This window comes from Marichromatium purpuratum 984 (assembly GCF_000224005.2).
GTDB lineage: Bacteria > Pseudomonadota > Gammaproteobacteria > Chromatiales > Chromatiaceae > Marichromatium > Marichromatium purpuratum.
This window is the reverse complement of the sequence record NZ_CP007031.1, coordinates 1355660-1375136: the sequence shown is the minus strand read 5'-3', so window position 1 is coordinate 1375136 and position 19477 is coordinate 1355660. Positions and strand designations below refer to the sequence as shown.

Annotated in this window: 9 protein-coding genes; 6 read left to right on the top strand and 3 right to left on the bottom strand. The window is 68.5% G+C overall.

Going from position 1 to position 19477, the window contains the following annotated elements; all coding sequences use genetic code 11:
• Nucleotides 1–113: 113 nt before the first annotated feature.
• The 3 genes from MARPU_RS06220 (at nucleotide 114) to MARPU_RS06210 (ending at nucleotide 2160) form a co-directional block, all read left to right on the top strand.
• Entirely contained in the window at nucleotides 114–1049 is a 936-nt protein-coding gene (locus tag MARPU_RS06220) for a DUF808 domain-containing protein (RefSeq protein WP_005220911.1), read from the top strand.
• Nucleotides 1050–1071: 22 nt separating this feature from the next.
• Entirely contained in the window at nucleotides 1072–1512 is a 441-nt protein-coding gene (locus tag MARPU_RS06215; RefSeq protein WP_005220909.1) for an NUDIX domain-containing protein, read from the top strand.
• Nucleotides 1513–1692: 180 nt separating this feature from the next.
• Nucleotides 1693–2160, top strand: coding sequence for a hypothetical protein (locus MARPU_RS06210; RefSeq protein ID WP_005220907.1), 468 nt, complete (start codon nucleotides 1693–1695; stop codon nucleotides 2158–2160).
• Nucleotides 2161–2800: 640 nt separating this feature from the next.
• Here MARPU_RS06210 and MARPU_RS06205 read toward each other — a convergent pair.
• Complete coding sequence (locus MARPU_RS06205; RefSeq protein WP_005225101.1) at nucleotides 2801–7966, bottom strand: RecQ family ATP-dependent DNA helicase; 5166 nt, start codon at nucleotides 7964–7966, stop codon at nucleotides 2801–2803.
• A gap of 820 nt (nucleotides 7967–8786) precedes the next feature.
• On the opposite strand from MARPU_RS06205, the gene MARPU_RS06200 reads away from it, so the two are divergent.
• From MARPU_RS06200 to MARPU_RS06190, 3 genes are read left to right on the top strand one after another with little or no spacing between them, the layout of a single operon-like run.
• Nucleotides 8787–10391 (top strand): NADH-quinone oxidoreductase subunit L, encoded by a 1605-nt coding sequence (locus tag MARPU_RS06200; RefSeq protein ID WP_005220895.1) that lies wholly within the window; start codon nucleotides 8787–8789, stop codon nucleotides 10389–10391.
• Between the two features lie 14 nt (nucleotides 10392–10405).
• Complete coding sequence (locus MARPU_RS06195) at nucleotides 10406–12946, top strand: YbcC family protein (protein ID WP_005220893.1); 2541 nt, start codon at nucleotides 10406–10408, stop codon at nucleotides 12944–12946.
• Nucleotides 12925–14277 (top strand): UDP-N-acetylmuramoyl-tripeptide--D-alanyl-D-alanine ligase, encoded by a 1353-nt coding sequence (locus MARPU_RS06190; protein ID WP_005220891.1) that lies wholly within the window; start codon nucleotides 12925–12927, stop codon nucleotides 14275–14277. The genes MARPU_RS06195 and MARPU_RS06190 overlap by 22 nt, the downstream gene beginning before the upstream one ends.
• 620 nt (nucleotides 14278–14897) lie before the next feature.
• Here MARPU_RS06190 and MARPU_RS06185 read toward each other — a convergent pair.
• Nucleotides 14898–16079, bottom strand: coding sequence for an EAL domain-containing response regulator (locus MARPU_RS06185; RefSeq protein ID WP_005220889.1), 1182 nt, complete (start codon nucleotides 16077–16079; stop codon nucleotides 14898–14900).
• Nucleotides 16079–19435 (bottom strand): PAS domain S-box protein, encoded by a 3357-nt coding sequence (locus MARPU_RS16575; protein WP_005220887.1) that lies wholly within the window; start codon nucleotides 19433–19435, stop codon nucleotides 16079–16081. Before MARPU_RS16575 ends, MARPU_RS06185 begins: the two co-directional genes overlap by 1 nt.
• Nucleotides 19436–19477 lie beyond the last annotated feature (42 nt).

The window sequence follows — 19477 nt, the reverse complement described above, 5'->3', positions numbered from 1 at the left end:
CTATCAAGGACTTTTATCAGATTAACTTTGGATTTTCGCCGCTCTCTCGACACAAGCGAATGACGCATGTCAAATAGCCACTTTGGCCGCTCGCCACCGGGGGACCCGTCACCATGGCCACCAGCCTGCTTGCCCTGCTCGACGACATCGCCAGCGTGCTCGACGACGTCTCGCTGCTGACCAAGGTCGCGGCGCGCAAGACCGCGAGCGTCCTCGGCGACGACCTCGCGGTCAACGCCGAACAGGTCCACGGGCTGCGCGCCGAACGTGAACTGCCGGTGGTCTGGGCGGTGTTCAAGGGCTCGCTGCGCAACAAGCTGGTCCTGGTCCCGGCGGCGTTGCTGATCAGCGCACTCGCCCCCTGGGCGATCATGCCGCTGCTGATGCTCGGCGGACTGTTTCTCTGCTACGAGGGCTTCGAGAAAGTCGCTCACCGTCTCCACGGCAACCCCAAGGGCGAGACGCGCGAGGCCGAACTCGAACAGACCCTCGCCGACCCCACGACCGACCTCGCCGCCGTCGAGCGCGCGCGCATCGCCGGCGCCATCCGCACCGACTTCATCCTCTCGGCCGAGATCATCGTCATCACCCTGGGCACCGTCGAACAGGCCGGCTTCATCACCCAGGTGCTGGTCCTCACCGGCATCGCACTGCTGATGACCATCGGGGTCTATGGTCTGGTCGCGGCCATCGTCAAGCTCGACGACGCCGGGCTCTATCTCAGTCGCAGCAGCGGCGCGGGCGCGCTCGCCAGCGTGCGGCGCCGACTCGGCGCGGCCATCCTGCACGCCGCACCACGACTGATGAAGGGGCTGTCGGTCGTCGGCACCGTCGCGATGTTCCTGGTCGGCGGCGGCATTCTCGTCCATGGCCTGCCGATCATCGGCGAACCGCTCCACCATCTCGCCGAGGTCCTCGCCGGACTGCCCGTGCTCGGCGCTCTGCTCGCAACCCTGACGCCGCTGCTGATCAACGCCCTGATCGGTATTCTCGCCGGCGCCCTGGTACTCAGCCTGGTCGAGACCATCGATCGGCTGCGTCGCGCATAGCCCCAACCCAGAAAGGTCAACGATGCCCGCACCCGTCACCCCGCTACTCACCGTCGACGTCATCATCGAGCTGATCGACCGGCCCGAGCGTCCGATCGTGTTGATCGAGCGGCGCAACCCGCCCCACGGCTGGGCCATCCCCGGTGGCTTCGTCGATCCCGGCGAACGGGTCGAGCACGCTGCGATCCGCGAGGCACTGGAGGAGACCGCCCTGAACGTCGAACTCCAGGCGCTGCTCGGCGTCTATTCGGCGCCACTACGCGACCCGCGCGCTCATACCGCCAGCGCAGTCTATATCGCCACCGCCAGCGGCGAGCCCGAGGCCCGTGATGACGCCAAGGGGATCGAGCTGTTCGATCCCGATGCGCTTCCCGAACGGCTCGCCTTCGATCACGCCGAGATCCTCACCGACTATCGTCGCTTCCGCCTGGTCGGCACCCTGCCGCCGCCACGTCTCGGTTGACCGCCGGCCCCGGCCAGAGACCAGCGTGACAGCGCGACGCACGCGCACCTTGCGCCACTGCCGTGACAGCTCGATCGGGAACCGACGGACAGCGCTTGATCGACGCCATCGGCGGGCCAATTCTCAGCCCCGTCTACGCGCCAAGCCCCGCCTCATCGACCAACAAGGAGCACAATCGAGATGCGTCCGTTCAACCTGCTCGTCACACTGTCACTGCTCGCGCTCGTCACCGGTTGCGGCACCACCATCCCCACCACCACCGAGCGCGAAGTCACCAACACCTCGATCCAGCGCCTGCTCGGTCCAGACGAGACCCTGGTCGAGGTCCAGTCGCCCTCCAGGAGCGGCCCCGTGTACTTGCAAGGCCGCATCGATGGCTACGCCAGCCCCGCCTACGCCGTCCGCAGCGCCCCCGGCGAGCGCCTGGTGGTGACCATGGAGAGCGCCAGCCAAAACGCCTATTTCAACGTCCACGACAGCTCCGACAGTCGCGGCAGCGCGGTCTTCCGCGGCGAGTTCGAGGGCCGTACCGCCACCCTCGAGGCCAGCGCCCCGACCGTCTGGCTGATCCGCCCCTTCCAGCCCCGCGCCTCGGCGCGACGCGGCGAGCGCATCGACTTCAGCATCCGCATCTCCCGCAACGGGTAGGTCGGAGCCGCCAGCCGCCAGCCGCCAGCCGCCAGCCGCCAGCCGCCAGCCGCCAGGAGATCGAACCGCGATGACGCGAAGGACGCAAAGGGCTTGAAAGCCCCCTTTGGTCAAAGGGGGTTGGGGGGATTCGATCCGAAGAGATTGCGATCAACCCGGGCTCGACGTCTCGTCCGCGCACCGCTCAGTCGACGAGCTGGGAACGCCCGTGGACGTGTCACCCGGCATCGGCGCGCCATCATCGGGCAACGGCGCCGGTGTTGGGTTGCCGACGGCAACCCAACCTACAGCTGGCGGCGGGGAGCGGGACGCCATCCTGGAACAACGGCGCCTTTGTCCACCTTACGAAATCCCTTCGCGTCCTTCGCCTCATCGCGGTTCAATCTTCTGGCGGCTGGCACACGGTGGGCACGCTGCACTTTGCCCACCCTACGATCGTTGCCCACCCTTCGCGTCATCGCGGTTCACTTCCCTGTCGATCGCTCAGCGTCGTAGGTTGGGTTGCCAACGGCAACCCAACACTTTCAAACCCTTCGTGTCCTTCGCGTCATCGCGGTTCAATCCCCCGGCGGTATGGGCATGATGCCGCAACCCTGAGACACCGACCGGCGCGGGGCAGCACCCCTGGTGCCCCGCGCGATCAACCCACCGACAGCGCCGCCACCCGCCTCTGCGGCCGACCGATCAGCCGCGGCACCACCACCTCCCAGCGCGTGCAGCGCAGCTTGCTGCGGAATGGTGGCTCGCTGTCCTCGGCCTCGCGGCGGATGATGGCGACGACCTCGCAGACCGGATCGACCAGCCCCAGCCGGAAGGCCCGCGCGGTCCGCCCGACTACCTGACCATCGGCGCGGCGCAGCAAATACCGCTCCCCCTCGGAATCGAGGAACAACCGCTCGCCCGGCACGATCGCGGCGATCGCGGCATGGATCGGCGCCCCCTCGGGCTGGCGCCCCGGATAGCCGAGATCGATCTCCTGCAACCCCAGGGGCTGATAACACACCTCCAGCTCGGGGGCGTGCGCGAGCCGCACCTGGCGCTCGAACAGCCCCTCGCCGAGCGCATCGAGACAGGGGTTCCCCGCGCCGATGGCGCACAGCGTCAGGGTCTCGCGAGCACGGGTCATACCGACGTAATAGAGTCGGCGCATCTCCTCGATCGCCTCGGGCGTCGCGCGCCAATCACCATCGAGCAGCACCAGATGGCGGAACTCCAACCCCTTGGCCGCGTGCACCGTGCCGAGGAAGAGCCCCAGGCGCGGCTGCTGGCGGATCTCGCGAGCATGGTCGTAGAGCCAGTCGATCAGCGTCGCCGGGGCGAGCTGGCAATCACCAAGCTCGCCGGCCAGCGCCGCCAACGCCTCGGCGAAGAAGCGCCGCCAGCGCGGCTCGAGCCCCAGCACCGCGGTCCGCGTCCCTGTCGCGGCGGCATCGAGCAGCTGCTCGCGGGGCAGCGCGCGCAGCGCGTCGATCACCCGCAGGAAGCCGCGCTCGCGGGTCAGCGGCAGCGCCCGCCCCTGTTCGGCGGCAAGGTGATAGGGCACCCCGGCGCGCTCGCACCAGCTCTGTAGCGGGCGCAGATAGCGATGGCTGCGCGCCAGCACCGCACAGCCCTGCCACTCGCCCTCGCCCTCGCCCTCGAGCGCGAGCAGCCGGCGCAGCTCGCCGAGCGCGGCCTGGGCCTGCTGGTTGCCGCTGGCGCGGTCGTGCTCGGGCAGACGCAGACAACACACCCGCCCCGCCGCCACGGGATCGAGCCCCGCCCAGCGCCCGCCCAGCGGCGCCTGCGCGCGCGCGGCATCGACCCGTACCGGGTGCGCCTCCTTGAGCCTGTCGGGATTGGTCGCGATCAGCCGGTTGGCGGCGGCGACGATGGCGCCGCTGGAGCGATAGTTCTCCACCAGATAGGCGATCTCGGCATCGTATTCCTCGCGATAACGTTCGATGTGACGGTTGTTGCCGCCGCGCCAGGCATAGATGTTCTGATCGTCGTCGCCGACGGCGAGGATACACAGCCCGGCATCCTGCTCGCCCTCGGCACGCCGCCTGGCCAGACCACTGACCAGGCGGTACTGACGGTCGTCGATGTCCTGGTACTCGTCGACCAGGATATAACGGTAGCCGCGCAGCAACTGCTCGCGCAGATCGTCCTCGCCGTCGGCCTCGACCGTGCCATCGAGCAGCGCGGCGGCGCGATCGAGCACCTCGTCCAGGCACGCCTCGTCGACGCTGTCGCGCCGCTCGAAGCTGGTGCCGGTCAGGCGCATCGCCATGGCGTGATAAGTCAGCACCGTCAGCCCCCAGGCATCGCGCCCGACCAGGTCGAACAGACGTCGGCGGATCTGGTTGGCGGCATGGCGGTTGAAGGTGAGCGCGATGATGCTCGCCGCCGGTACCCGCAACACCCGCAGCAGATAGGCGATACGGTGCACCACCACCCGGGTCTTGCCCGAGCCCGGCCCGGCGAGCACCAGCCGGTTGCGATCGTCGTGGGCGGTGACGATGCCGCGCTGGATCGCGTTGAGCGGCTCGACGATCGCCCGCCACGACGCCTCGCTGGTGGCCAACTTCAGCACCTCGGCCTTGCCGGCGAAGTAACGACGCTGGAAGGCCTGGCGGGACTGGCTGAAATAGTCGGCCAGCAGCGTCCGTGCCGCCTCCATGCCGCTGTCGAGGGCGCGCTCGGCATACTCGCGCATAGCGTGGATCTGGAAGCGACGCTCGCGATAATGGGCATCGAGCCGATCGTGGTCCTTGCGCTGGTAGCCACCGGTGCGCTCGGGCGCAAGCGCGATGGTCATCGCCCGCCGCATCACCGTCATGCCGTGATTGAGCGCCAGCACCTCCTGCTGATGGAGGAAGAGCAACACGTGCTCGATGGCCGCGCGACGCTGCTCCGGGCGCAGGGTGGCGGCGAGCACGGCATCACCCTCGATGCAGCCGAGCAGCTCGCCGAAGGTGGTGCTGACCAGGACATCCTTGCGCCTGACCCCCTCGGGGATCCGCGCGATGAGGAAGCGCAGCAGCGTCGCTGCGAGCGCGCGCCGGCGCTCGCCGAACTCACGGATCTGCCTCCAGCCCCAGCGCCCGCGCAACCGCAATCGGAGATGGTCGCGACTGAAGGCATCCAGCTCGAAGGCGCTGGGCTGGCGACTGTCGCCATCACGCTCCTGCGCGAGCCCGCGCAGCAGCCGCAGCACCCGTGGCGGGCTGAGCCCGTCCTGCCCGGTCTCATCGCGCAGGCGCGCGGTGAGCCGGGGCAGATTGAGGTCCTGCCACTCGCCCTGGTCGGCGTCCGGGGCGAGTTCCGGCAACAGCGCGAACAGCGCCTGTTCGAGCGCGAGACAGCGCTCCAGGCGCCCCTTCGCCGCGCCACTGACGCCATGGCGCAAATACAGCGTGAGCTGGGTGTCGTTGTCCACCAGCCCGAGCTGTTCGAGCTGGCGCAGCACCCCGGTCACTTCCTCACCGCTGGTCCCGGTCGCCCGCGCCAGGGTGTCGGTGTCGATCCGCGCATCGGCCGCGGCGGCATAGAGGCAATCGAGCACGGTGTCGAAGATCGTGCGCTGGCGGCGCGGCAATCCCGCCCGGTCGAGACGGGCGGCGGCGCGGGCGCGATCCGGCTCGTGCAACCGCGCGGGGAAGATGCGGGTCTCGTTGACATCGCGCTCGAGCAGCGCGGCGCGCTCCAGCCAGGCGAGCGCGGTCACCACCTTGATCTCGGCGTGATCGGCATCGGCGTCGAACCCGGCATCGAGCGCGGCGTGCTGGAGGATCTCGCCACTGCTGACCACCAGATCGCGATTCTCGCCGCGTATCTCATGGACCCGGTACAGCGCGGCGAGGACCTGCTTGATATCGCGCAGGCTCAGCTGGGTGCGGGCGGCGAGCCCGAACTGGGTCTCGATGTCCTGCGGATCGTAGAGCAGCACGCAGCGCGCCGGTTGCTGGTCACGCCCGGCGCGCCCGGCCTCCTGCAGATAGTTCTCCAGCGAGCCGGGGATGTCGGCGTGCACCACCAGCCGCACGTCGGGCTTGTCGACCCCCATGCCGAAGGCGTTGGTGGCGACGATCACCCGCAGCTCGCCGCGCTTGAAGGCGTCCTGGATGTCCTTCTTGGCGTTCGGCGCCAGCCCGGCGTGGAAGTGCCGACAGTCCCAGTCCTGCCCGACGAGGAAGTCGGCCAGCTCCTCGGCATGGCGCCGACTGGCGGCGAACACCACGGCGCCGCCGGGCGAGTCGGGCTCGGGGAAGGTCTCGGTGAGCAGCTGATGGATGCGCACCGGTTTCTCGGCGGCGCCGACCGGCAGCACCCCGTAGTCGAGATTGGCGCGCCGGGGCGTGCCGATCAGGTCGCGGAAGCCGATCCCCAGCACCTTGGTGAAATGGGCGCGGATGTCCTCCAGCACATCGGGCTTGGCGGTGGCGGTGAAACACCCGATCGGCGCCACCGGCGCATCGTCGCCGCCGAAGCGGCGGATGAAACGCGCGACATAGAGATAGTCGGGCCGGAAGTCGTTGCCCCACTTCGACAGACAGTGCGCCTCGTCGAAGATCCAGGCACCGACCTCGCGCTGGGCGATGGCGGCGCGGAAGGCGCGGTTGCGGAACTGCTCGGGCGAGACCAGCAGGAGCCCGACCGCGCCGCGCCGGATGCGATCGAGTACGTCGGCGCGCTCGGGCAGGGTCAGCAGGCCGTTGAGCGTCGCCGCGCAGTGCAGGTTGTGCGCCAGCAGCCCGTCGACCTGATCCTTCATCAACGACTGCAATGGCGAGACGATCACCGTCAGCGCGCCATTGCGCTGATAGCGGTTGAGCGCCGGGAGCTGGTAGCACAGCGACTTGCCACCGCCGGTGGGCAACACCGCCAGCAGCGACTCGCCGCGCATGCCACCGAGCACCAGATCGTGTTGCAGGCTGCCGCCCTCGGGCTCGCGGCGGAAGTCGTCGAAGCCGAAATAGCGCCGGAGCTGAGTCCTCGGGTCGTGGACCTGCGCGCAATAGGCGCAGGCGGGATCGCCACAGGGAGTGTCGCGCAGCCGCGCGATCAGCTCGGCGGTGACGGGGAACTGATGGCGCACCCAGGGCGCGAGCACCGCCTCGCCCACGCCCGCCAGCAGCCAGGACAAGGCATAGGCCAGCGACCAGCGCTGCTCGGTGTTGACGACCAGCCCGGCGAGCAGCGCCTCCAGCGCGGCGGGACAGACCCGGACGGCCGCCGCCGTCATCTCGTCGACGAGCAACCCGCGCAACGCCCCGACCAGCCAGTCCGCCGCATGTGGCGCGTGCCCGGTCAGGCCAGCGAACCAGGCGCCGAGCCCGCCGTCGGCGCGCTCGGTGAGCAGGGTCTGATAGCAGTCGAGCAACTCGGGGCAGCGCGCGCCCAGCGCGGCGAGGGCCTCGGTCTCGGCTTCGAACAGGGCCGCGGTCGCGCGACAGTCGGCCAGCGGCGAGTTACGGCTTGCCGCGACCGCCTTGTAGTCCTTGACCAACTGGTGATAGGGGTCCTGGGGGAAGGCCAGCGGCGAGAGCCTGAGGGTATCGATCGCCGGCAGGCGCAACAGCCTCAGATCGGGGGCGGCAGCACGCAACAGCGGCAGGTCGTGGTCGAGGATATTGTGACCGAGCACGCAGTCGGCACCCTCGGCCAGGGCATCGAGGCGCCGCAGCGCGGCATCGAGCCCGCCGTCGGTGTCCAGCTCCAGCGTCTCGCCGGACCCCTGGCGCAGCGCACCGATCTTGAAGATACGGGCGGGCGCCTCGTCGCCCGCGGGAACCACCTCGAGGTCGACGATCAACCCATCCACCGCACACCCAGCTCCTGCTCGAATCCTGCATCCTCGACCGCCAACCACCGGGCGCGCCGCAAACCGTGGACGTTAGACGCAGATCGCGACCGATGCAAGATCGGTCGCCAGAAGATTGAACCGCGATGACGCGAAGGACGCGAAGGTTTTTTGTAGGGTGGGCAAAGCGCAGCGTGCCCACCAGCCGCCAGCCGCCAGCCGCCAGCCGCCAGCCGCCAGCCGCCAGCCGCCGAGGGATTGAACCGCGATGACGCGAAGGACGCAAAGGGCTTGAAAGCCCCCTTTGGTCAAAGGGGGTTGGGGGGATTCGATCCGAAGAGATTGCGATCAACCCGGGCTCGACGTCTCGTCCGCGCACCGCTCAGTCGACGAGCTGGGAACGCCCGTGGACCTGTCACCCGGCATCGGCGCGCCATCATCGGGCAACGGCGCCGGTGTTGGGTTGCCGTCGGCAACCCAACCTACAGCTGGCGGCGGGGCGCGGGACGCGATCCTGAAACAACGGTGCCTTTGTCCACCTTACGAAACCCCTTCGCGTTCTTCGCGTCATCACGGTTCGATCGGCTGGCTGCTGGCTGCTGGCTGCTGGCTGCTGGCTGCTGACGGCTGACGGCTGGCCCACGGTGGGCACGCTGCGCTTTGCCCACCCTCCGCGTTCTTCGCGTCATTGCGGTTCACTTCCCTGTCGATCGCTCAACGCAAACGCTGACTCATCGAAATAAATCGATACAAATCAGCTAAAAGATCGATTTTTTAAGGAGGGATGACCGACCTACCCTGAGGACATCGCCCATGGATTGCTCAGTCGGGAGGATTCGGTATGACGCTCACGCTCTCCACCCTCGCCGCCCTGCTCACGCCCGCCGTGCTCTGGGCCGCCGGGGCGCTGCCCGGGCTGCGCGCGCGGGAGGCCGGGCCCGGGATGGCCCGGCTCTCCGGGCTGGCGGCCTGGACGGCCTTCGCACTGGCGCTGGTCACGCTTCTCGGACACGGCTTCGGCCCGGCGCAGTCGATCACCCTGTTGTCACTGCCGGTACCGCTGTTCGGCAGCCTCGGGCTCGGGGTCTATCTCGACGGGGTGACCGCGATCATGCTCTGTCTGGTGTCGCTGGTCGGCGCCGTAGTCACCCGCTATGCACGCAACTACATGGCCGGCGACCCCGGCGAGGGGCGTTTCCACCAATGGCTACTGCTGACCCTGGCGGCGATCCTCACCCTGATCGTCGCCGGCAACCTGCTGCTGTTCGCGCTCGCCTGGATCGCCACCAGCCTGAGCCTGCACCGCCTGCTGCTGTTCTACCCGGAGCGGCCCGGCGCGCAGCTTGCCGCACACAAGAAGTTCGTGTTCAGCCGTATCGGTGACGTCAGCCTGTTGATCGCGGTGGTGCTGATCGGCGCCGAGCTGCACACCCTGGAGTTCGCCGGACTGCACGCGGCCATGGCCGGGCATCTCGGACCGCTGTCGGCGCCCTTGCAGTGGGCGGCCTGGCTGGTGGTGCTGAGCGCGGCGCTCAAGTGCGCCCAGTTCCCCTTCCACGGCTGGTTGTTGCAGGTGATGGAGGCGCCGACCCCAGTCTCGGCGCTGCTCCACGCCGGGATCGTCAATGCCGGGGCCTTCCTGGTGATCCGCATGAGCCCGATCATGTCCTTCTCGGGCGCGGCGCTCGACGCCCTCGCGCTGATCGGGCTCGTCACCCTGGTGGTCGCCTCGCTGGTGATGCTCACCCAGACCAGCATCAAGGTCTCGCTGGCCTGGTCAACCTCGGCGCAGATGGGTTTCATGCTGCTCGAGGCCGGGCTCGGACTCTACAGCCTGGCGCTGCTGCACCTGGTCGCCCATTCGCTCTACAAGGCGCACGCCTTCCTCGCCTCGGGCAGCAGCGTCGACGGCTTCCGCGCCCCCACACCGCAGCTCGCCCAGGCCCTGCTCGCGCCCTGGCAGTGGCTGGTCGCCTTCCAGGGGGCGCTGCTGATGGCGCTGCTCGCCGCGCTGGCCTTCGGCATCGATCCAGGCCACCAACCGGCGCTGCTCGTCGCCGGGGCGATCGTCACCGTCGCCGTCGCCCAACTGCTGCTGCAGGCGCTGCGCCTCGGCGCCGAGGCCGCGCTGCTGCCGCGCGCGACCCTGATCGGCGCCCTGGTCTGCGTCGGCTACTTCGGGCTGCACCGACTGTTCGAGCTGGCCGTCGCCGACGACCTGGTGGCGCTGCCGGTCGCCGCCGCGCGGCTCGGCACCCTCACCGCGCTGGCGATCGTCGCCGTCTTCGTCGGCCTGCTGCTGCTCCAGCATCTGTTCACCCGGCTGCACGGACCGCTGCGCCAAGCGATCCAGGTCCATCTCTACAACGGACTCTACGTCGACATCCTGGTGACCCGACTGATCACCCGACTGTGGCCGCCGCGTCCGGCGACCGTCACGGCCTGATGGAGGGATCTCAGATGAAGCCCAATGACCTGCACACCCCGGAGCCACGCATGGCCGGCCAACTGCCACTCGATGCCGAGACACCCGGTCCCGGCGAGCACGACCTGATCGAGGCGATTGAGACGGCCTGCGCGCGCATCGCCCCGGTGTGGCCGCTCGACCGCTTCGTCGCGGTCAACCCCTTCCACGGGCTGCGCGCGCTCGACTTCGACCACGCCGGGGATCTGCTGCGACGCATCGCCGGGGTGCGGATGTACATGCCGCGCGGCTATTTCCGCGAGCGGCTCGAGCGCGGCGAGATCGGCGAACGGGACCTCGTCGAGGCCGCCGCACGCTGCGCCAGCACGCTCACCCCCGAGCAGCTGCGTGCGGCGCTCGGCCGGGAGCGCGCGCCACGCACCGGGGTGCCGCTGATCACCGCGCTGGTCGACGAACTCGACGCCGACGACTGGTCGGGGTTCGTGATCGATCGCATCAGCCATCACTGCGCGGCCTACTTCGACATGGGCCAGGCGACCTGGCAGCACCCCTGGTCGGGGATGCGGCTCTACGACGCCTGGCGCGCCTTCGCCGCGCTCGACTACAGCGCCGACATGATGGGCCAGAGCGGCATCCGCGCCCGGGTGCGCGCCCTGCCCGAGGCGCCACGCGCCTGTATCGGCGCGGCCCTGGGACGGCTCGGCATCCCCCAGGCGGCCTGGGCCGACTATCTCCACGCCGCGCTGCTCGATGTCGGCGGCTGGGCGGCCTGGACCCGGCTGCTGCGCTGGGAGGCCGAACTCGAGGGCAGCAGCGACGACCACATCGAGGCGCTGCTCGCCATCCGTCTGGCCTGGGAGGTCCTGGTCTACGAGCACAAGGCCAGCCCCGGTCTCACCGCCCGCTGGCACGCGCTCTGCGCCGACCTCGAACGACGCGCCGGCGACCCCGACGCGCCCGACCCCGAGGACACCATCGACCGGGTGCTGCTGTGCGCCCAGGAGCTGGCCTATCAACGCGCTCTGATCGCGCGACTGCGCGCACACCGCCACAGCGCGCCCGCCACCCGCCCACCGCTCCAGGCCGCCTTCTGCATCGACGTGCGCTCCGAGGTGATCCGCCGCGCGCTGGAGACCGTCAGCCCCCAGGTCCAGACCCTCGGCTTCGCCGGTTTCTTCGGCGCCCCCATCGCCCACCAGCCGTTCGGCGCCGATCGAGCACGCCCGCAGCTCCCGGTGCTGCTCACGCCGCGCTACCGGGTCTGCTCCGAGCTGCACGAGGCCGAGCCCGAGGAGCAGGCCGAGGCGCTGACCGCCCAGCACCGACGGCTCGGCATCGGCAAGGCATGGAAGACCTTCAAGATGGGCGCGGCCTCGTGCTTCTCCTTCGTCGAGGCCGCCGGCTTCTGGCTCTACGCGCCCAAGCTCATCGGTGACAGCCTCGGCTGGAGCCGCCCGGTGCCGGCCCCGGACGATCCCAGGCTCGACCCCGAGCAGGCCGCGCGCCTCGCCCCCAGCCTCGCGCCCTGTGGCCACCCTCATGCCGATCACGCACTCGGCATCCCCGAGGCCGAGCGTGTCGCGCTCGCCGAGGGCATCCTCCGCGGCATGTCGCTGACCACCGGCTTCGCCCGGCTGGTGCTGCTGGTCGGACACGGCAGCAGCAGCGTCAACAACCCGCATGCCACCGGGCTCGACTGCGGCGCCTGCGGCGGCCAGAGCGGCGAGACCAACGCCCGCGTGGTGGCGGCGCTGCTCAACGCCCCGGAGGTCCGCGCGGGACTCGCCGAGCGCGGTATCGCGATCCCGCAGGACACCTGGTTCCTGCCCGCGCTCCACGACACCACCACCGACCGCATCCGGCTGTTCGACCACCAGCGACTCCCCGCCGACTCTGCCGAGGAGCTGGCCGAACTCGGCAGTCGGCTCGATCAGGCCGGCGAGCTGACCCGGCTGCAACGCGCCACGCTGCTCGGACTCGGCGGACGCGAGGGCCGGGCGCTGACCAAACGGGTCGAGCACCGCGCCCGCGACTGGTCGCAGGTGCGCCCGGAGTGGGGGCTGGCCGGCAACGCCTGCTTCGTTGCCGCGCCACGCGCGCGTACCCAGGGTCTCGACCTCGGTGGCCGCGCCTTCCTCCACGACTACGACTGGCGCGCCGATCACGGCTTCGCGACCCTGGAGCTGATCATGACCGCGCCGATGGTGGTCGCCAGCTGGATCAACCTCCAGTACTACGCCTCCTGCGTCGACAACCACCGTTTCGGTAGTGGCAACAAGGTGCTGCACAACGTCGTCGGCGGCGCCATCGGTGTGATCGAGGGCAACGGCGGCGATCTGCGCGTAGGGCTGCCGCTGCAGTCGTTGCACGACGGCCGACGCTGGATCCACGAGCCGATCCGGCTGAGCGTGTTCATCGAGGCGCCGCAGAGCGAGATCGACGCTGTGATCGCGCGCCACGACCTAGTGCGCGAGCTGGTCGAGCACGGCTGGCTGCACCTGTTCCGCATCGAGTCGAGCGGCGACTGCGCCCGACGGACGGAGGACGGGGACTGGTGCACGGTCGAGTCGCACTGAGCACGCCCAGCGCGGCGCACTGGACCGCGGCGGATCTCGCCGGGGTGGTCGCGGGACACTGGCTCGGCCCGATGCCCGTCGCGCGACCGCTCGCCGGGTTCGGCATCGACGGACGGCGACTGCGCCCAGGCGAGGTGTTCGTCGCCATCGACGGGGCACGATACGACGGCCACGACTTTCTCGCCCAGGCCGCCGGCGCGGGGGCCGCGCTCGCCATCGTCGAGCGCGCCCCGCCCGACCCACCGCCGGGGCTGGCGCTACTCGCGGTCGACTCCACCCTCGGAGCGCTGCACCGACTGGCCATGGCCCAGCGCACGCGCCTGCGCGCCGCCGGTTGCCGGGTGATCAGCGTCTCCGGCTCGAACGGCAAGAGCACCACCCGACACCTGATCCACCAGCTGCTGAGCGCCGGTGGCCTGACCGGCACCCAGAGTCCGCGCAGCTTCAACAACCATCTCGGGGTGCCACTGACCCTGCTCGCGGCACGCCCCGGAGACGACTTCGTCGCCTGCGAGATCGGCACCAACCACCCCGGCGAGATCGCCGCGCTCGGCGCGCTCGTCCAGCCGGACCTTGCGGTGATCACCAATATCGGCGAGGAGCACCTGGCCTTCCTCGGTGACCTGTCCGGGGTCGCGCGCGAGGAGTTCGCGCTGCTCGACCAGCTCGCCCCGGACGCCCTGACGCTGCTCCCGGCGTCCCCCTGGCTGGCGATCGAGCCACCGGCCTGTCGCGCCCGGATCGCGCGCTTCGCCCCCGAAGCGGGGCTGGTCGCAGCGGCGCTGCCCGGCGTCCACAACCAGCTCAATGCCGCGGCGGCGGTCGCCGTCGCACGGCGTCTGGGGATCGCCGAGTCCCGCATCCGCGCCGCGCTCGACACCGCCCAACCGCTACCCGGTCGCAGTCGGATCCTGTTCGCCGCAGATCCCGGCCGGCCGACCCTGATCGACGACAGCTACAACGCCAACCCCGACTCGATGCGCGCCGCGCTCGCGCTGCTGCGCACCTGCCCCGCCCCACGCCTCGCCGTGCTCGGCGACATGCACGAGCTGGGCGCGCACGCACCCACCGCCCATCGCGAGATCGCCGCCCTCGCCGCCGCCAGCGCCGAGCGCTGCATCCTCATCGGCCCCGGCTTCGCCGCCACCGCCGCACCCACATCACCAGCCCAGGTCGAGCATCATTCCAGTCAACCGCCGACACTGGCGGCACGGATCCTCGCCGACACCGATCCAGCGACCTGCATCCTCGTCAAGGGATCACGCGCGATGGCGCTGGACCGGCTGGTCGAGGAGCTGAGTCAGCGCATTGCTTTCCCTGCCGGCGACTGACCATCCCACCCTCGCCGACAGTCAGACGGACCCGTCTCCCGGCCCCTTTCGATCACGTCCAGACACAAAAAAACCGCCCAGGGGCGGCGCACAAGCAGGGAGTGTTCACGGATAGACCTGCCATCTCTGACCTCTGGTTTGGACCCTTAGTGAAAAATTCACTAAGCCCTCTCCCAAACGCCAGCGCCAGCCACGTCTACGCGGCGTCTTAATCCCCTTTGGATCGGGTTTCTGGTTCGGACTCCCGGCGATTGATCGCCAGCTTTGCGAGGCGATGTCTTAATCCCCTTTAGATCGGGTCTCTGGTTCGGACCCCACCGAGGCACACTGCAAAGGTGCCGGGGTGCCGTCTTAATCCCCTTTAGATCGGGTCTCTGGTTCGGACCCCACCGAGGCACACTGCAAAGGTGCCGGGGTGCCGTCTTAATCCCCTTTAGATCGGGTCTCTGGTTCGGACTGCCAGTTGCCAGAAAGGCTTTACAAACAAACACCTGCAAGGGTGGTTCGCAAAAATTCCGGCAACCGGAAAGTTGACGTGCACGCGCAGCTCTCCGAGGGCTGTGCCAAGGGTCCGAGGGCCTCAAGGTAAGCGACCCGATGCCCGCTGTCCACCGCCCCACTCAAGGCTCGATCTCGAGCAGTCGGCGCGAGGCCTCGCGGACCAGCTCGGGCAGGTCGGTCGCCGGCACCGGGTAGCCGACGTGGTAGCCCTGGATGGAATCGCAGCCTTGGGCATGAAGATAATCGAACACATCCTGCGCCTCCACGCCCTCGGCGCAGACGCTCAGGCCGAGGTTGTGGCCGAGTTCGATACTGGCACGAATGATCACTCGCGCCTCTGACTGATCGATGCAATCGACCACGAAGGAGCGATCGATCTTGAGTTCGCAGAAAGGCATGCGATAGAGCTGCACCAGCGACGAGTAACCGGTACCGAAGTCATCGCAGGAGAGGTTGAAACCCTTGAGCCGCAACCGCGTGAGGATGTCCATGGCATGCTCCGAGTCGCGCATCGCCCCGGATTCGGTGATCTCCAGGGTGAACCATTCGGGCGAGGCGCCGGCACGCTCCACCAAGGCCGCGAGGCGGTCGGGATAGTCGAGATCCTGGATCACCGCCGGGGCGATATTGATCGCAACCGACAGGTGCAACCCATCGGCTCGCCATTGTGCCAACTGGCGAGCGCTCTGCTCGACCATGGTCCAGGTCAGCGGCAGAATCATCCCGGTCGATTCGGCCAACGGGATGAACTCCCCCGGCGCGATCAACCCATGCTGCGGGTGCTGCCAGCGCGCCAGTGCCTCGACTTCGCAGATGGCCGGGCCACTGGGATGGACCAGGCAGGCCTTGGGCTGGAAGAAGGGCAGGATGTCGCCGCGATCGAGCGCTTTGCGCAGATCGGCCGCATCGGGCTTGAATGCACGCGTCTCGATGGGCGCGATGAGGTTTTCGAGATCCTGGATGGAGAACGGCTTGCGGAGCGAGCCGAGCATCCGCAGCCCGTGGGTCTGGCCGATGCGCATCGCCGAGCCGACCACCCGGGTGTCGAAGCCGCTGATGACGATGATCGACGCCTCGCAACCCTGGTCGGCGAGATAACGCAGGATCTCGACCCCATCACCACCGGGGAGTTGCAGATCGAGAGTGATCAGGGTCGGATCGATCGCCGTGAATACCGTCTCGAAGTCGTCACGAGACATCACGACCTGGACCTCGTACCCCAGATCCTCGGCGAGATCGCGAATGAGATCGCACACCCCCGGGGTGTCATCGACGACGAGAAGTCGCTCGCTATGCGTCATCAGACATCATCCTGCGCTGAATTGATCGATTCGACAACGGCACCCTCCTCCGGGTCGAGCAGCGTGCTCAGTATTTCGGCGAGCTTGCGCGCCGAGAACGGCTTGGAGATGAAGGGGTGCGCGCCGAGTGCGCCGCCGAGATGGTCGCGTGGGTGCCCCGAGGTCAACAACACCGGCAAGGTCGGACGCAGGGCACAGGCCTGCTCGGCCAGCTCCGGACCGGAGAGACTACCGGGCATGATCACGTCGGAGAACAGCAGCGCGACCTCAGGTGTCTCGCGCAGCACTGCCAGCCCCTGCTCGCCATCCTCGGCGCTCCTCACCCGATAGCCGAGTTCCACCAACAGCGCGACGTGGGTCTCGCGTACTCGGGGGTCGTCCTCGACCAACAGGATCAGCTCGCCCTGGCCATGACGGACGCCGATCTGCCGGGCACCGGGATGCCAGACCGCAGCGTTCTGGTCGTCATCGCTCGCCCGCGGCAGATAGATACGGAAGGTCGCCCCCTGTCCTCGCTCGCTGTAGACCTGGAGATCGCCCATCGACTGGCGCACGAAGCCGTAGAGCATGCTCAACCCGAGCCCGGTGCCCTGACCGGCGGGCTTGGTGGTGAAGAAGGGTTCGAAGATGCGTCCCTGGATCTCGCGGGGGATGCCGGCACCGGTGTCGGTCATACCGATCATCACGAACTCGCCGGCATTGAGCTGGGGATGGGTGGCGGCATAGCGCGCGTCGAGTTCGATGTTGTCGGTCTCGATCAGCAAGCGGCCGCCTTCGGGCATGGCATCGCGGGCATTGATCGCCAGGTTGAGCAGGGCCGATTCGAGCTGGACGGGGTCGACCATCACCGGCGCGATCCGCTCGCACAGCCGCAGCTCCACCTCGATCTGCGAGCTGAGGGTGCGCCGCAGCAGGTCGGTCATCCCCGAGACCAGCGTATTGACGTTGGTGAGCCGGGGTGCGAGCGGCTGACGACGGGCGAAGGCGAGCAACTGCCGGGTCAGCTCCGCGCCCCTGGCCGTCGCCTCCAGGGCATTGCACACATTGGTGCGGACCCGCTCGTTATCGTGCACCCGGCGCTCGACGAGTTGCAGATTGCCCATCACCACCGCCAACAGGTTGTTGAAATCGTGCGCGATGCCGCCGGTGAGTTGACCGATCGCCTCGAGTTTCTGCACCTGACGCAACTCGTCCTCGGTGCGTTTCTTGTCGGTGATATCGTTCATCACCGCCAGGGCGCGCACCAGCCGCCCCTCGGCGTCGACATCGGCGATCGCCGAGAGTTCGACCTCCAGCGACGTGCCGTCGTGGCGCACGAGGGTATAGGCCACCCCTTCGCAACTCCCTTGCCGCAACAGCACCGGCAGCGCCTGCTGGAGGTAGAAGTGGCGCGACGCCTCGGTGAGGAACTCGACCACCGGTCGGCCGATGACCGCCTCGCGGGCATAACCGAGCTTGCGCAACCAGTAGTCGCTGACCGCCACCAATCGCCCCTCGGCATCGATCGAGCTGAGCATCACCGGGGTGTCGTTGTAGAGCGAGCGATAACGCTCGTGACTCTCGCGCAGCGCCTCCTCGGCACGGATGCGCTCGGTGACGTCGGTGACGATGCCGACGAAATGGACTAACTCGCCGTCACTGTCAAAGACCGGTGCGATCGAGATCTGGTTCCAGAACAGGCTGCCGTCCTTGCGATAGTTACGCAGCAACACCGTGACCGGCTGCCGCCCGCCAAGTCCCTCGCGCAGCATCTTCACGCCGGGCTGATCCGAGTCGCCGGCCTGCAACAGCCGGCAGTTGTGGCCGACGACCTCGCTGGCGCGATAGCCGGTGATGCGCTCAAACTCGGGATTGACATAGACCAGCGGATTGTCGGCGCGACGCGCATCGGTGATGAGGATGCCGCAACTGGCCGCCTCGATCGCGCGGTCGCGCAGATTGAGTGCGGCCTCGGCCAGCTTGCGCGAGGTGATGACCTCGGTGAACATGATGATCCCGCCGACCGACTCGTCGTCGAACCAGGGGTGGATCTCCCAGCGCACCCAATCGACCGTACCGTCGGCGCGGATGAATGGGTCCTCTTCGCAACGCTCGACCCGTCCCTCGAGGCAGCGCTGATGGATGGCGCGCCAGCGCTCCGGGACCTCGGGGAAGATGTCGTAATGGCAGTGGCCGAGCAACGCCCGGTCGCCAAGCCCGTAATCGGTGCGCCAGCGCTCGCTGCACAGCAGATAACGCATCTCGCGATCGAACATCGCCACCGCCGCCGGGGTATGACGGACGAAGGTTTCCAGCCGCGCGCGTTCCATGCGCAACGCCCGTGCGGCATGGTGGCGCGCCGAGACATCCCGCACCACGCAGATCGCCAATCGCAGGCCAGCCGCCTGCATGGTGCCGCGCGAGACCTCGAGCGGAATCTCGCTGCCATCGCCCCGACGCCCCCGTGTCTCGTGCGAGAGATCGACATCGTCGAGGACCAAGCCGGGGATCAATGCCTGGATATCGTGATCGACCATGGCGCTCGCCGCACGCCCGAAGATCTGCGCCGCGGCCGGATTCGCCGAACGCACCCGACCGTCTGTATCGACGGTGATGATGCCCTCGGCGACGTGCTCGGTGATACCGCGCAGCAGCTCGTGCTCGCGCATGATCCGGTGCGCCATCGGGCGAAAAATGAAATGCCAGATCCCGACCAGACACAGCAGCAGCGAGAGAAACAGCACCGCGCCGATCCAACCGACCGCCCGGACGCCGGCGCTCACCTCACGCTCGAACTGCTTGGTGAGCGCCTCGAGCCCCAGCACCACCTCATCGCGCAACGCCCACAGCTCGTTGAGTACGCCATCACGCGCGCCGAGACCGGATGTCAGCGACTCGCCGACCCGATCAAGATAATGCGCCATGGCATCATCGAGTCGATAGGGCAGCTCATGGTAGATCGCCTCCACCGCGCGACTTTCGGCACGCACCAGCCGCAGCTCGGTGGAGCCGTCGATCAGCGCGCGGTGTACGCGTTCGAGCTGGGCCAGATTGGCCGCGAGTTCATCGTGCAGGCGTTGCACCTGCCCCGGCTCGTCGCTCAACGGCAGCCGGGTCATCAAGGCATCGACCCGGGTCACCAGCATCCGCTGTCGCCCCGAAAGATTGACCACCCGACTCGCACCCTCGAGTTCGCGCAGCCCCTGGGAGAGCACGAAAAAGCTTGCACTCAGCAACAACGCGATGAGCGCCAGGCTGGCGATCAGATAGCCACGCAGGGCGACGAGTTCACCAAACCCGACCGCGCGCGGCGGCAAGGCACGTCCACCGGCATGATCACCGGCGACCGTGAACACAGTGTCGGCTCGACCAGGCATCGCCTCCCGCTCCCCTCATCATGACCGTCCCGGGTTCATCCG